At 26.7% G+C, this 13,027-nt stretch carries 14 protein-coding genes and 1 tRNA gene; 5 read left to right on the forward strand and 10 right to left on the reverse strand.

Annotated elements, in window-relative coordinates:
• The 6 genes from hisA to hisG are packed head-to-tail and all read right to left on the reverse strand — an operon-like array spanning nt 1 to nt 5,797.
• Nucleotides 1-735 (reverse strand): 1-(5-phosphoribosyl)-5-[(5-phosphoribosylamino)methylideneamino]imidazole-4-carboxamide isomerase, encoded by a 735-nt coding sequence (hisA, locus tag H0H68_RS01020; protein WP_185853510.1) that lies wholly within the window; start codon nt 733-735, stop codon nt 1-3.
• 12 nt (nt 736-747) lie between these two features.
• Nucleotides 748-1,338 (reverse strand): imidazole glycerol phosphate synthase subunit HisH, encoded by a 591-nt coding sequence (hisH, locus tag H0H68_RS01025; RefSeq protein WP_185853511.1) that lies wholly within the window; start codon nt 1,336-1,338, stop codon nt 748-750.
• Between the two features lie 20 nt (nt 1,339-1,358).
• Complete coding sequence (gene hisB, locus H0H68_RS01030; protein WP_185853512.1) at nt 1,359-2,525, reverse strand: bifunctional histidinol-phosphatase/imidazoleglycerol-phosphate dehydratase HisB; 1,167 nt, start codon at nt 2,523-2,525, stop codon at nt 1,359-1,361.
• A complete protein-coding gene (gene hisC / locus H0H68_RS01035) occupies nt 2,525-3,628 on the reverse strand; it encodes a histidinol-phosphate transaminase (RefSeq protein ID WP_238783969.1) in 1,104 nt (367 codons plus the stop codon). The genes hisB and hisC overlap by 1 nt, the downstream gene beginning before the upstream one ends.
• 4 nt (nt 3,629-3,632) lie before the next feature.
• Nucleotides 3,633-4,928 carry a histidinol dehydrogenase gene (gene hisD, locus H0H68_RS01040; RefSeq protein WP_394366745.1) on the reverse strand — a complete coding sequence of 432 codons (1,296 nt, stop codon included), beginning with the start codon at nt 4,926-4,928 and terminating at the stop codon, nt 3,633-3,635.
• Between the two features lie 11 nt (nt 4,929-4,939).
• Complete coding sequence (gene hisG, locus H0H68_RS01045) at nt 4,940-5,797, reverse strand: ATP phosphoribosyltransferase (protein WP_185853515.1); 858 nt, start codon at nt 5,795-5,797, stop codon at nt 4,940-4,942.
• A gap of 153 nt (nt 5,798-5,950) precedes the next feature.
• Here hisG and H0H68_RS01050 point away from each other — a divergent pair, with 153 nt between their 5' ends.
• Nucleotides 5,951-6,712 carry an exodeoxyribonuclease III gene (locus H0H68_RS01050; protein WP_185853516.1) on the forward strand — a complete coding sequence of 254 codons (762 nt, stop codon included), beginning with the start codon at nt 5,951-5,953 and terminating at the stop codon, nt 6,710-6,712.
• Here the strand turns inward: H0H68_RS01050 and H0H68_RS01055 are convergent.
• Nucleotides 6,705-6,777 (reverse strand) — tRNA-Lys (locus tag H0H68_RS01055). The two genes, H0H68_RS01050 and H0H68_RS01055, sit on opposite strands and share 8 nt — an antisense overlap.
• A 51-nt stretch (nt 6,778-6,828) precedes the next feature.
• On the opposite strand from H0H68_RS01055, the gene H0H68_RS01060 reads away from it, so the two are divergent.
• The 4 genes from H0H68_RS01060 (at nt 6,829) to H0H68_RS01075 (ending at nt 10,467) form a co-directional block, all read left to right on the forward strand.
• Nucleotides 6,829-7,344, forward strand: coding sequence for a shikimate kinase (locus tag H0H68_RS01060; RefSeq protein ID WP_185853517.1), 516 nt, complete (start codon nt 6,829-6,831; stop codon nt 7,342-7,344).
• Nucleotides 7,341-8,675, forward strand: coding sequence for a tRNA lysidine(34) synthetase TilS (gene tilS / locus H0H68_RS01065; protein WP_238783971.1), 1,335 nt, complete (start codon nt 7,341-7,343; stop codon nt 8,673-8,675). The genes H0H68_RS01060 and tilS overlap by 4 nt, the downstream gene beginning before the upstream one ends.
• A 77-nt stretch (nt 8,676-8,752) precedes the next feature.
• The gene (serC, locus tag H0H68_RS01070) at nt 8,753-9,820 is read left to right on the forward strand and encodes a 3-phosphoserine/phosphohydroxythreonine transaminase (RefSeq protein ID WP_185853519.1); all 1,068 of its coding nucleotides are present in this window, start codon (nt 8,753-8,755) and stop codon (nt 9,818-9,820) included.
• Nucleotides 9,817-10,467 (forward strand): YggS family pyridoxal phosphate-dependent enzyme, encoded by a 651-nt coding sequence (locus tag H0H68_RS01075; RefSeq protein WP_185853520.1) that lies wholly within the window; start codon nt 9,817-9,819, stop codon nt 10,465-10,467. The genes serC and H0H68_RS01075 overlap by 4 nt, the downstream gene beginning before the upstream one ends.
• On the opposite strand, the gene trpA is transcribed toward H0H68_RS01075, so the two are convergent.
• Genes trpA through trpF form a run of 3 tightly spaced genes read right to left on the reverse strand, consistent with a single transcriptional unit; the run spans nt 10,457 to nt 13,004 of the window.
• Nucleotides 10,457-11,230 (reverse strand): tryptophan synthase subunit alpha, encoded by a 774-nt coding sequence (gene trpA, locus H0H68_RS01080; RefSeq protein ID WP_185853521.1) that lies wholly within the window; start codon nt 11,228-11,230, stop codon nt 10,457-10,459. The genes H0H68_RS01075 and trpA overlap by 11 nt on opposite strands.
• Nucleotides 11,227-12,417 (reverse strand): tryptophan synthase subunit beta, encoded by a 1,191-nt coding sequence (trpB, locus tag H0H68_RS01085; protein WP_185853522.1) that lies wholly within the window; start codon nt 12,415-12,417, stop codon nt 11,227-11,229. Before trpB ends, trpA begins: the two co-directional genes overlap by 4 nt.
• Nucleotides 12,414-13,004, reverse strand: a complete 591-nt coding sequence (trpF, locus tag H0H68_RS01090; protein WP_238783973.1) for a phosphoribosylanthranilate isomerase — start codon at nt 13,002-13,004, stop codon at nt 12,414-12,416. The genes trpB and trpF overlap by 4 nt, the downstream gene beginning before the upstream one ends.
• Nucleotides 13,005-13,027: the final 23 nt, after the last annotated feature.

The following is a 13,027-nucleotide window of genomic DNA, read 5'->3' on the forward strand; positions in this document are numbered from 1 at the left end:
TTAATTATTATTATTCTTTTCTTGCCAATTTCTAAGTTCTGATAACGATATCTTATTCTCATATATCGCTTTTCCAATAATGACTCCTCTACAACCTAAATTGAATAATTTATCTATATCTTCTATATTTCTAATTCCTCCACTTGCTATAAATTCAATATTTGGAAATCTTTGAATTATTTCCTTGTATAAATAAAAAGAAGGACCAGACAAAACTCCATCTTTAGATATGTCTGTACAAAAAATTTTTCTGACTCCATGATTATTTTTTTCTGCTAAAAAATCCAAGAATGGAATATCAAAAAATTCTGTCCACCCATTAGTGGCGATTTTTTTATTTTTAACATCTAATCCTAATAAAATTTTATCATCTCCATAAATATGGATCCATTTTTTTAAAAGAATGGGTTTTTTAATAGCAATACTACCAACAGTTACCATATGACCTCCATTTTCAAATACAGCACGAACATCCTCTTCAGTATGAATTCCTCCTCCAAAATCTATAATTAAATTTGTATGTTTTGCTATTTTTTCCAAAATTTTCCAATGTACTACTTCTCCTTTTTTTGCTCCATCTAAATCGACTAAATGCAGTCTAGATATTCCATTATCTTCTAATAAAAAAGCCATTTCTAGCGGATCATCATTATAAATTTTTTTCTTTTTAAAATCACCTTGTTTTAAACGAACGCACTTTCCATCAATTAAATCTATAGCTACTATAATATTCATCATTAATTATTTTTATAATCGGATAAAATTTTCTAATATTTTGTGTCCTACATAAGAAGATTTTTCTGGATGAAATTGAACAGCATAAAAATTATTCTTTTGCAACGCAGCACTGTAAGAAACTATATATTCTGTTTTTGCTGTTGTGTATTTTCCCAAAGGAGCATAATAACTATGAACAAAATATTGATAACTTCCATCTGGAATATTTTCAAATAAAGGACCTTTGAGTTTATGAATGGTATTCCAACCTATTTGAGGTATTTTATCATTTTTATTTTTAGATTGAAACTTTCTAACCAATAAATCGAAAATTCCTATGCATGTAGTACTACTTTCTTCTGAATATTTACAAAGTAATTGCATTCCCAAACATATTCCCAATACAGGTTGTTCTAATTTAGATAAAAGAACATCCAATTTTTTTTCTTTTAAATATTTCATTGCACAATTAGCTTCTCCTACTCCAGGCAAAATAACTTTTTCTGCATTTTGAATAGATTCCATAGAATCTGTTACGATGGCTTGTACTCCTATCCTTTCTAGAGAAAAAAGAACCGACTGTACATTTCCTGCAGGATATTTTATGATAATTGTTTTCATAATTTTTCATTAAAAAATTTTTACAATAGGCCTTTAGAACTAGGAATTTGATTATTAGAAGAATTTTTTTTTATTGCCATTTTAATGGCTTTTGCAAAGCATTTAAAAATAGATTCTATTTTGTGATGTTCATTTTTTCCTGTAGCATGAATATATAGATTGCACTTTGCAGATAAAGAAAAGGATTTAAAAAAATGATAAAACATCTCTGTAGGAACTTTTCCTATTTTTTCCCTAAAAAATTTTGCTTTCCATACTAATTGACTTCTTCCTCCAAGATCTAATGCGACTGTAGATAAACTATCATCCATAGGAATGAAATAGAATCCATAACGTTCTATTCCTTTCTTCTTTCCTAAAGATTGATCAAAAATCTCTCCTAAAGCAATTCCAGTATCTTCTATAGTATGATGCTCGTCTACATAAAGATCTCCTTTTGTTTGAATATTTAGATCTATAGAACTGTGAAATGCTATTTGTTGTAGAAGATGATCAAAAAATCCAAGTCCTGTTTGTATATGAGCTCTTCCTTTTCCATGAAGAAAAATAGATATTTTAACATTTGTTTCTAATGTAGTCCGTTCGTGTACTAATTTTTTTCTAGTAATAGACGATAAATATTCATAAATATTTTCCCAATTATCTGTTTTTAAGGATATTATTTTTTTAAGATCTTTTTCTTCTATAGTAGATAAATAATCTTTTTCTTCTTTTGTTAGATTTTTATTATGATGATTTTCTTTGATCCATATTGACTTACATCCTAGATTTTTAGCTAGCAAAACATCAGTTAATCTATCTCCAATAACAAAAGATTTAGAAATATTGTATAAATCTGATTGTAAATAAGTAGAGAGCATTCCTATACCAGGTTTTCTAGTCAAAGATTTTTCTTCTGGAAAAGTTCTATCTATATGAACAGAATAAAAATTAATTCCTTCTGTTCTTAAAACATTTAAAATATGATTATGGATAGGCCAAAATATTTTTTCAGGAAATTGATCTGTACCCAACCCATCTTGGTTGGTCACCATGACTAAATTATAATTTAATTCTTGCACTATTTTTGACAAAAAAAATATAACTTTTGGATAAAAACTGATTTTTTCAATAGTATCAATTTGATACACAGGTGGGTTTTCTCGTATAATAGTCCCATCTCTATCAATAAACAATATTTTTTTCATTACATCTTTATTTTGGAGTATTTTTTGATTTGATCTATTAAACACTCATTTTCTTCGTGAGTTCCTACTGTAATTCTTAAACAATTATTGCATAAAACAATTTTAGAACGATCTCTAACAACAATTTTTTTTTCCATTAAATATTGATAAAGATTTTCTGAAGAAAAATTAATTTTTACTAGCAAAAAATTAGAAGAACTAGGATAGACTTTACGTACAATAGGAATTGTTCTTAATGATTCTTTCATATATTTTCTTTCTGAAAGAATATTTTTTAAATGATAAAAAAATAAATCTCGATTTTCAAGAGCTTTAATAGCAATTTTTTGAGAATGAATACTTATATTATATGGGTGTTTGATTTTATTCATCCATTGAATAATGGATTCAGAAGCAATCGCAATTCCTATTCTTAAACCCGCTAACCCCCAAGATTTAGAAAGTGTTTGTAGAATAATTAAATTGGGATATTTATCAATTTCCATGGATAAGGATTTTTGATCTGAAAAATCAATATAAGCTTCATCTAAAACAACAATTCCTGTAAATTTTTTTGTAATATTTTCAATGTCTTTTCTTTTTATATCGTTTCCTGTTGGATTGTTTGGAGAACAAATAAAAATTATTTTACTATATTGATTAACAGATTGTTCTATTCTTTTTAAATTCAATTGATATTCTTCCTTCGTAAGAGAAATTCTGATTATATTTACACCATGAATTTTTCCACTCACTTCATACATTCCATAAGTAGGGGGAAAAATTATAGAATGATCTATTTCTGGACGAGAAAAAATACGATAAATCAAATCAATAATTTCATCGCTCCCATTTCCTAAAAATATTTTAGATGGAGAAATATTTTTTAAATCAGATATTTTTTTCTTTAATTCTTTCTGTAAAGGATCTGGATATCTGTTGTAAGAGTTCAAATAAGATAGTGGGGATCCAAAAGAATTTTCATTAGCATCTAAGAAAATAGAATTTTTTTCTTTATCATGTTCTGTTCTTGCGGATATATAAGGATCCACTTTTAAAATATTGTCTCTGATTAGAGAATTCAGATCAAAATTGGAACAATCTTTGTTTTTACTATTGTTCATGCATTTAAAATTCATTTTTTAATCGAATATTAATGGACTTTTGATGTGCTATCAATCCTTCTTCGTAAGATAAAATATTTACACATTCCGACAAATTTTGCAATCCTTTTTTGGATATTTTTTGAAAAGTGATTTTTTTAACAAAGCTATCTACAGACACTCCACTATAAGATTTTGCATAACCATATGTAGGTAACACATGGTTCGTTCCAGAAGCGTAATCACCAACACTGACTGGAGAATAATTTCCTAAAAAAACAGAACCAGCATTAATCACTTTTTCACTCCAATAAGAAGCATCGTTGCAATTAATAATGAGATGTTCTGGAGCAACTTGGTTGATAAAATTCATACATTCTTCCAAAGAAGAAAAAACAACTATTTTACTTTTTTTTAAAGATTTTTCTATAATATTTTGTTTTTTAGAAAGATGAAACAATTGTTTTTCTAATTCTTCTTTGATTTTTTCTATCCAATATTTGTTATTTATAGTAACCAAAAGGATATAGCTTTCTGGATCATGTTCAGATTGAGATAATAAATCAGCTGCTACATATTCTGGATTTGCTTTTTCATCAGCCATTATCACAACTTCTGAAGGGCCTGCAGGCATATCTATAGATACAATTCCTTTTTGTGATACAATTTGCTTGGCTATTGTCACATAAGAATTTCCTGGACCAAATATTTTGTAGACGGAAGGAATACTTTCTGTTCCATAAGCCATAGCAGCAATAGCTTGAACTCCTCCCACTTTATATATACGAGTTATTCCAACATATTTAGCTGTATATAAAATAGATGGATGAATATTTCCATTTTTATTTGGAGGACTGCATAAAATAATATTTTTGCATCCCGCCAGTTTACCAGGTATTCCTAACATTAATACAGTGGACAATAAAGGTGCGGATCCTCCAGGAATATAAAAACCTACTTTTTCTATTGGAATAGATTTTCTCCAACAAAAGACTCCTGTTGATACTTCTATTTTTGGTTCCTCATGTATCTGTTTTTGATGAAAACATTTGATATTCTTATATGCTATCTCTATAGATTTTTTCACAGAACTTGAAACTTTCATATTTGCTTTTTGAAAATCTTCTTCTGTGACTTGAATCCGTTTTATATCGACATTATCATATTTTCTTGTATAAGTTTTGACGGCTGTATCTCCATAATTTTTTATATTCTCAATAATAGGAATAACCAAATCCGTTAAGTGAAAAATTTCCTGCGAAGATCTGTTCAAAATAGATTGACATGTTTTGTATGTAGGATGAATATACACTTGAATCATATCCATATTTTTTATAATATAATTTTTTCTATTGGCAGTACTAATATATCTTGTGCTCCAAGTGCTTTTAAGTTTTCTATAATTCCCCAAAAATCATTCTCATTGACGACGGAATGAACCGAACTACATTCTGAATTCGCCAGAGGAAGAATAACTGGACTTTTAATTCCTGGAAGATAAGATATTATTTTCTCTAGTCGATCGTTAGGAACATTTAATAAAATATACTTATTATTTTTGGCTTTTTTTACAGCTCTAATTCTAAATAATAATTTATCCATAATTAAATTTTGAGGAGAACCTAGATGCAGATGTGATGCCAATACAGCTTCAGACTCAAGAACTGTTTCTACTTCTTTTAGTCCATTCATAAAAAGTGTAGACCCACTGCTAACTAAATCGCAAATACAATCCGCTAAACCTATCCCAGGAGCAATTTCTACAGCTCCAGATATTTCGTGAATTTCTGCATTGATATATCTTTTTTCAAAAAATTCTTGAACTAAAAAAGGATAACTTGTTGCAATTCTTTTTCCATCTAAATCATCTATATTATTGTAAAATAAAGATTTAGGAACAGCTATAGAAAGTCTGCATTTTCCAAAACCTAAACTCTCTTTTATTTTTATTTTCTTTCTTTTCTCCAAAAGAACATTTTTTCCCACAATTCCTATATCAGCTACTCCATCTTCTAAATATTGAGGAATATCATCGTCTCTTAGAAAAAGAACTTCTAGCGGAAAATTAAGAGCAGTTGTTTTTAATTTATCTATACCAATATTAACTTCAATACTGCAATCTTTCAGCAACTTGATAGAGTCCTCATAAAGACGACCTGATTTTTGAATAGCTATTTTAAGTTTATCCATATATAATAAGGAAAAAATAACAAAAGCTTACAAGAGTAAGCTTTTTGTAGTAGATTAAATTAATGCATCGCAGCAAATATAAAAACTATTTTGATTATTTTATAATTAACCTATAAGTCTCGTTTGCTAATAAATAAAAATTTACACAAAAAAATGAAAATTATTAGTTATAATATAAATGGAATAAGATCTGGAATCAATAAAGGATTATCTGATTGGATTAAAAATAACAACCCAGATATTTTGTGTTTGCAAGAAATAAAAGCTTTTCCAAAACAAATAAATACCTGTATTTTTGATGAATTAGGATATAATCATTATTGGTTCCCTTCAATCAAAAAAGGATATAGTGGAGTAGGAATTTTATGTAAAGAGAAACCTATTCATGTTGAGTACGGAATAGGATCTCCTTCTATTGATCAAGAAGGTAGGGTATTACGTGTAGATCTGAAAAGAATGTCAATAATTAGTCTTTATCTTCCTTCAGGAAATAACATGAAAAAAAGATTGAGTTTTAAATTTTTTTTTATGAAAAAATTTTTTTCACATGTGAAAAAAATCATAAGTCAATTGAATAATCTCATTATTTGTGGTGATTATAATATTTGTCATCATGAAATAGATATTTATAATCCCATTAAAAACCAAGGGGTTTCAGGTTTTCTACCAAAAGAAAGAGAATGGATGACTCATTTTATAGATTTAGGATTCATAGATAGTTTTAGAAACTGTGTTAAAGAAGCACATCATTATAGTTGGTGGAATTATCGTTTTAATGCTAGAAAAAATAATAAAGGTTGGAGGATTGATTATGTTATGGTTAGCTCTTCTTTGAAAGAAAAAATTAGAAAAGCTTACTTATTGTCGGATATAAAGTTTTCCGATCATTGTCCTGCTGTATTAGAAATGACCTGACTGGGATTCGAACCCAGGACCCTTACATTAAAAGTGTAATGCTCTACCAGCTGAGCTATCAGGTCTTAATCAAAATAGTCATTGAAAAAACAAATATACTATAAATTTATTTTTTTATGAAAATCACTTTAATAGGATACATGGGATGTGGAAAAACTTCTATAGGAAAAAGATTGTCTAAGGAAATAAATTTTGATTTCTATGATTTAGATGCTATTCTTGTTGAAAGTAAAAAAGAGTCAATTTATAATCTTTTTAAAAAAAAAGGAGAACTATTTTTTAGAAAAAAAGAACATTTGATGCTAAAAAAAGTTTTAAAAAAGAAAGATGAATATGTTTTATCCGTTGGAGGAGGAACACCTTGTTTTTATAACAATATTTATTTGTTGAATAAATATTCAAAAACATTTTATTTAAAAACAAATAGTTATACTCTATTTAAAAGATTATTTTTAGAAAAAAATACAAGACCTTTGATTGCTCATTTATCAAAAAATGAACTGTTTCAATTTATTATGAAGCATTTGTCACAAAGAATTTATTTCTATGAAAAATCTTATGAAAAAATTAATGCAAGTGAAAAATCTAAAAATGATATAGTTAAAGAAATTATTAAATGTATCAGAAAATGATAACATATGATCATGTTTTTCTAGAAAAAATTAGAAAATATTTTTCATTTCAAACAAAAAAAAAAGTATGTGTAGCTGTAAGTGGAGGATTAGACAGTATGGTTCTCATTAATGTGTTACTTTATCTTTCTAACATTGAATTAGAAGCAGCTCATTGTAATTTCACGCTAAGAAATAAAGAATCTAATGAAGATGAAGTTTTTATAAGAAACTTTTGCAAGAAAAAAAGTATCATATGTCATGTTAAAAAATTTGATACTTTGAATTTTTCTAAAAAAAATAAGTTATCTATACAAATGGCTGCCAGAAAACTTAGATATGATTGGTTTTCTGAATTATTAAAAAAAAATTCGTATGAGTACATAGTGTTAGCACATCATCTTAATGATTCTATAGAAACTTTTTTACTAAACATTTTGAGAGGAACTGGAATTAAAGGATTGTTAGGTATTCCAAAAAAAAATGAAAAATTCATACGTCCTCTTTCTTATTTCACTAAAAAAGAAATTCTACATTATGCTAAAATCAAAAATATAAAATGGAGATCGGATAGCAGTAATCAAGAAACTAAATATTTGAGAAATCAGATTCGTTTAATTTTGTCCCAATTTTCCTCTTTTTCATCTTTTTTTTATAAGGGCTTTAAAAAAACCATAGATTATCTAAATGATGAAAATTTTTTAATAGAAGAAAAAATAAAAAAAGTATATCATGAAATTACAGTGGAAAAAAAAAATGATCCATTTTTTTGGAAAATACAATGTCAGAAAATAAAAAAATTGAAACCTTTATCCTTTTATTTATTTAAATTATTTTCTCCATATGGATTTAACGATGTCAACAGTCTAAAATATCTTATTGATGCGCAATCGGGAAAGCAACTTATATCAAAAAAATATCGTATTATTAAAAATAGAAATAATTGGATTTTAGTTTCCAGTGAATTCTTATTAGAAAATAAAAATAAAACTTATGTGATACAGGATCTAAAAAATGTTTATCAGATTCCTTTCCCCATTGATGTAAAATTTTTTTTTAATCCAAAAAAAGAAGATAGAGAAAAAATGTTTCTTGCAGATTTTGACAAAATTAAATTTCCATTGCTGTTAAGAACATGGAAAAAAGGTGACTTTTTTTTTCCATTCAAAATGAAAGGGAAAAAAAAATTAAGTAAGTATTATAAAGAAAAAAAATTTTCTCTTTTAGAAAAGGAACAAACATGGTTATTAATTAATGGAAATGGGGATATTATTTTGATTGTAGAAAATCGTTTAGATGATAGATTTAAGGTAACAGAAAAAACGAAAAAAATATTAGGCATAAAAATATAATTGAGTTATTGCCTATTAGTCTTACAATTTCAATTAGTATTTTTTTTAATTTTGAAAAGAATTAGTTTGTTCTATTTATGAAAATACATAATTTCAATGCAGGCCCTTCTATTTTACCCAAAGAAGTTGTCAGAAAATCAGCTCAATCTGTAATTGATTTTAATGGGACCGGTTTATCTTTACTTGAGATTTCTCATAGAAGTATAGACTTTTTAGAAATAATAGAAAAAACTACTTGTTTAGTAAAACAAGTGATGAATTTAAATGATGAATATGCTATTTTATTTCTTCAAGGAGGAGCTTCATTGCAATTTTCAATGGTTCCATATAATTTAATGGGTCAAGAAGCGGCTTATTTAGATACAGGATTTTGGGCCAATAATGCTATCAAGGAAGCAAAAAAATTTGGAAAAGTAAAAATTTTATTTTCCGGAAAAGATCAAAACTATACACATATACCAAAAAATTATCAAATTCCATATCATGTAGATTATTTTCATTGCACATCTAATAATACAATTGTTGGAACTCAAATGAAAATATTTCCTAAAACATCTGTTCCAATAGTTTGTGATATGTCTTCCGATATTTTTAGTAGGGAATTAAATTTTTGCCAATTCAGTTTAATTTATGCTTCTGCACAAAAAAACGTAAGTTCTGCTGGAATGACTATTGTGATAGTGAAAAAAGATATTTTAGGAAAAATAAAAAAAAACATTCCTTCTTATATGGATTATAAAATTCATATACAAAATAAAAGCATTTTAAATACTCCAAACGTTTTTTCTATTTATACTTCCATGTTAACTTTGGAATGGATTCAAAATAAAGGAGGTCTTTCTATTTTAGAAATAGAAAATGAACATAAAGCTAAATTGTTATATGATGAAATAGATAAAAATAATTTATTTGAAAATAAAATACATAAAGAAGATCGTTCTAATATGAATGTTTCCTTTTTTTTAAAGGATCAAAAATTAGAAAAAGAATTTAATAGAATGTGGATAAAAGAAAATATTGTTGGACTAGATGGACATAGATTTTTAGGAGGATATAGAGCCAGCATATACAATGCCCTTCCGTTGAAAAGTGTTCAATTTTTAATTGAAATCATGAAAGAATTCGAAAGAAAATTTTCGTCATGATAGAAAATAGATTTTTTTCCATAAAAAAATTGATTCCAAAAAACATAAAAATTTTAGCAGTATCTAAGAATCAAAATATCTCTTCCATAGAAAAATTATACAAATTAGGACATAGAGATTTTGGAGAAAATTATGTTAAAGAAATGATGGAAAAATATAAAAAATTGCCTAAAGATATTCATTGGCATATGATTGGAAGAATTCAAAACAATAAATTAAAATATATAATACCTTTTATTCATTTAATTCATAGTGTTCAAAAATTAGAACAAATTCAAACAATCAATAAAATTGCGTTAAAATATAATAGAATTATTAATTGTCTTTTGCAAATAAAAATTTGTAACGAAAAAAGTAAATCGGGAATAACCGATCAAGAAGCCTGTAATATATTGGAAAATACAATTTATAAATCGATGAATAACGTAAAAATAATAGGAATAATGGGAATGGCTTCTTTTCAAGAACTTACAAAAGTTTACAATGAGTTTTCGTATTTACGTAAATTATATAATGAGTACAAAAAAAAATATGGCCATCATATACTTTCTATGGGTATGAGTAGAGATTATAACATAGCAATAAAATATGGAAGTACGATTGTTCGATTAGGAACCTCTCTTTTTGGAGAAAGAACTATTCTCTAATAGATTTTATATATTTTTTAATGCTTTCTTCCAATTGATTTTCATTTAATGATTGAATAAAAGAACTTCCGATAATTCCTCCATTTGCGTATTGACATGATAAATCAAAAGTTTCTTTATCCTTTATTCCAAAACCAATTAATTTAGGAACATTTATAGACAATTTTTTTATGCGTTTAAAAAAAGATATTTGTTCTTCGCCAAAAAAATCATTAACTTTTCCTGTTGTTGAATTGGAAGAAACCAAATATAAAAAACCATCAGTCATTCTGCTTAACATAGAAACTCTAGATGAATCCGTTTGTGAAGTAATCAAAAATATCATTGATAATAAATATTTTTTAAATAGATTTTGGTATTTTTCCATAAAACAATCAACAGGAAGATCTGGAAGAATTAATCCAGAGATACCTGATTCATTACATTTTTTTAAAAATTTTTCTTCTCCAAACTTGTAAAATTGATTATAATACCCCATAAGAATAATAGGTATTTTTATTTCTTCTTTGAATTGTTCTATTTGAGAAAATAATAAAGAAACATTCATTCCGTTATTCAATGAAATTTGATTACTTTTTTGAATAATCATTCCATCTGCTAAAGGATCAGAATAAGGAATACCTATTTCTATTAAATCAACAGGAAGATCCTGCAATATTTTTATTATTTTTACAGTGCTATTCTTATTAGGAAATCCAGCTGTAAAATAAATGCATAATATGTTCTCATTTTTATTTCTAAATAAATTATGTATTTTGTTCATTTTCTTGAAAATTTGGTAAAAAATTTATCGTAAACATTGATATCTTTATCCCCTCTACCAGATAGAGTAACAACGACCACATCCATTTTTTTAAATGGGATGTTTTTTAGTGCAGCTAATGCATGAGAACTTTCTAAAGCCGGAATGATTCCTTCTAATCGGGTCAGTTCATATCCTGCTCGCAAAGCTTCTTCATCCGTAGAATGTAAAAAATTAACACGTTTTTTTACAAAAAGATTAGCAAACATAGGTCCTATTCCCGGATAATCTAATCCAGGAGATATTGAATGAGCAGGAATAACTTGACCATCTTCATCTTGTAAAAGCATTGTCATACTTCCATGTAATATTCCTTTAGATCCACAGTGAATAGCTGCAGCTGTTTTTTTTGTTTTTATACCTAATCCTGCAGCTTCCACTGCTACAAGATTCACTGAATCATTATCCAAAAAATGATAAAAAGATCCTGCAGCATTACTTCCACCTCCTATACAAGCAACTACATAATTAGGAAAAGAAGTTCCTTCTTTTTCTTTTAACTGCATTTTAATTTCTTCACTAATAATAGACTGAATATCTGCAACCATTTGAGGATAAGGATGAGGACCAACTGTAGAACCTATTAAATAATAACTTTCTGGATGATTAATCCAATAACGAATAGCTTCGTTAACCGCATCTTTTAACGTTTTATCTCCACTAGAGACAGGAATAACTTCGGCTCCAAGAGATTTCATTCTAAGAACATTAGAATATTGACGATGGATATCCGTTTCTCCCATAAAAATAATACATTTTAAATCCATTAACGCACAAGTAGTAGCAGTAGCTACTCCATGTTGTCCAGCTCCTGTTTCAGCAATAATCTTTTTTTTACCCAATTTTTTTGCCAATAACGCTTGACCTATAGTATTGTTAATTTTATGCGATCCTGTGTAATTTAGATCTTCTCTTTTGAGATAAATCTTAGCTTGATATTTATCAGAATATTTTTTGCAAAAAAATAAAGGTGTTGGTCTTCCTGCATAATTTTTTAGTGTTTCTTTGTACGATTTCTGAAATTCAAAACTTGTAATAAATTTTTTATATTTATTCTGTAATTCTGTTATATTACGATGCAACATTTCAGGAATAAAAGCCCCTCCGAATTCTCCATAATATCCATTTTTATCAACAAAATATTTCATAATTCTCTTATTTTCTTTATAAAAGCATTTAATGCAATGTTATCTTTTTTTCCTGGTAAAATTTCAAATTGACTATTTACATCAACAGCGAACATTTTTGAATGTGAAAAATTTTTAATTTTATCAAAATCGTTTATTCCAATTCCTCCACTTAAAAAAAATGGAATTTCAAAACTATATTCATCAAGTTTTTTCCAACAAAATTTTCTTCCGCTCCCCCCATAGTTAATTGTATTATTATCAAATAGAAAATAAGTACAGAAAGGAATGTAATTTTCCATGTTTTTAAAAGAAAAAAAATCATCTATTCTAAAAGCTTTAATTAATTTTAATTTCTTTTTGAATAATTTTTCACAATAAAAAGGACTTTCTGTCCCATGCAATTGAATAAAATCTAATTTATTTTTTTTACTTATTTCCAATACATTTTTTTCTGATTCATTCACAAAAACTCCAATTTTTAATATTTTTTTTTTTAGTTTTGGAATAAAAAAATCAAAACCTACAAATCGAGGTGAATTAGGATAAAATATAAATCCCATAAAATCAGGTAGTAAATCGGAAATTTTTTGTATTTGAAATTTCATACCACATATTTTTATTTTTAATG

This window comes from Blattabacterium cuenoti, assembly GCF_014251555.1.
In the GTDB taxonomy this organism is placed as follows: Bacteria; Bacteroidota; Bacteroidia; order Flavobacteriales; family Blattabacteriaceae; genus Blattabacterium; species Blattabacterium cuenoti_P.

Coding starts and splice junctions, on each gene's coding strand:
- hisA (WP_185853510.1), bottom strand. CDS start 735: ATGAATATTATAGTAGCTATAGATTTAATTGATGGAAAGTGCGTTCGT.
- hisH (WP_185853511.1), bottom strand. CDS start 1,338: ATGAAAACAATTATCATAAAATATCCTGCAGGAAATGTACAGTCGGTT.
- hisB (WP_185853512.1), bottom strand. CDS start 2,525: ATGAAAAAAATATTGTTTATTGATAGAGATGGGACTATTATACGAGAA.
- hisC (WP_238783969.1), bottom strand. CDS start 3,628: ATGAACAATAGTAAAAACAAAGATTGTTCCAATTTTGATCTGAATTCT.
- hisD (WP_394366745.1), bottom strand. CDS start 4,928: ATGATTCAAGTGTATATTCATCCTACATACAAAACATGTCAATCTATT.
- hisG (WP_185853515.1), bottom strand. CDS start 5,797: ATGGATAAACTTAAAATAGCTATTCAAAAATCAGGTCGTCTTTATGAG.
- H0H68_RS01050 (WP_185853516.1), top strand. CDS start 5,951: ATGAAAATTATTAGTTATAATATAAATGGAATAAGATCTGGAATCAAT.
- H0H68_RS01060 (WP_185853517.1), top strand. CDS start 6,829: ATGAAAATCACTTTAATAGGATACATGGGATGTGGAAAAACTTCTATA.
- tilS (WP_238783971.1), top strand. CDS start 7,341: ATGATAACATATGATCATGTTTTTCTAGAAAAAATTAGAAAATATTTT.
- serC (WP_185853519.1), top strand. CDS start 8,753: ATGAAAATACATAATTTCAATGCAGGCCCTTCTATTTTACCCAAAGAA.
- H0H68_RS01075 (WP_185853520.1), top strand. CDS start 9,817: ATGATAGAAAATAGATTTTTTTCCATAAAAAAATTGATTCCAAAAAAC.
- trpA (WP_185853521.1), bottom strand. CDS start 11,230: ATGAACAAAATACATAATTTATTTAGAAATAAAAATGAGAACATATTA.
- trpB (WP_185853522.1), bottom strand. CDS start 12,417: ATGAAATATTTTGTTGATAAAAATGGATATTATGGAGAATTCGGAGGG.
- trpF (WP_238783973.1), bottom strand. CDS start 13,004: ATGAAATTTCAAATACAAAAAATTTCCGATTTACTACCTGATTTTATG.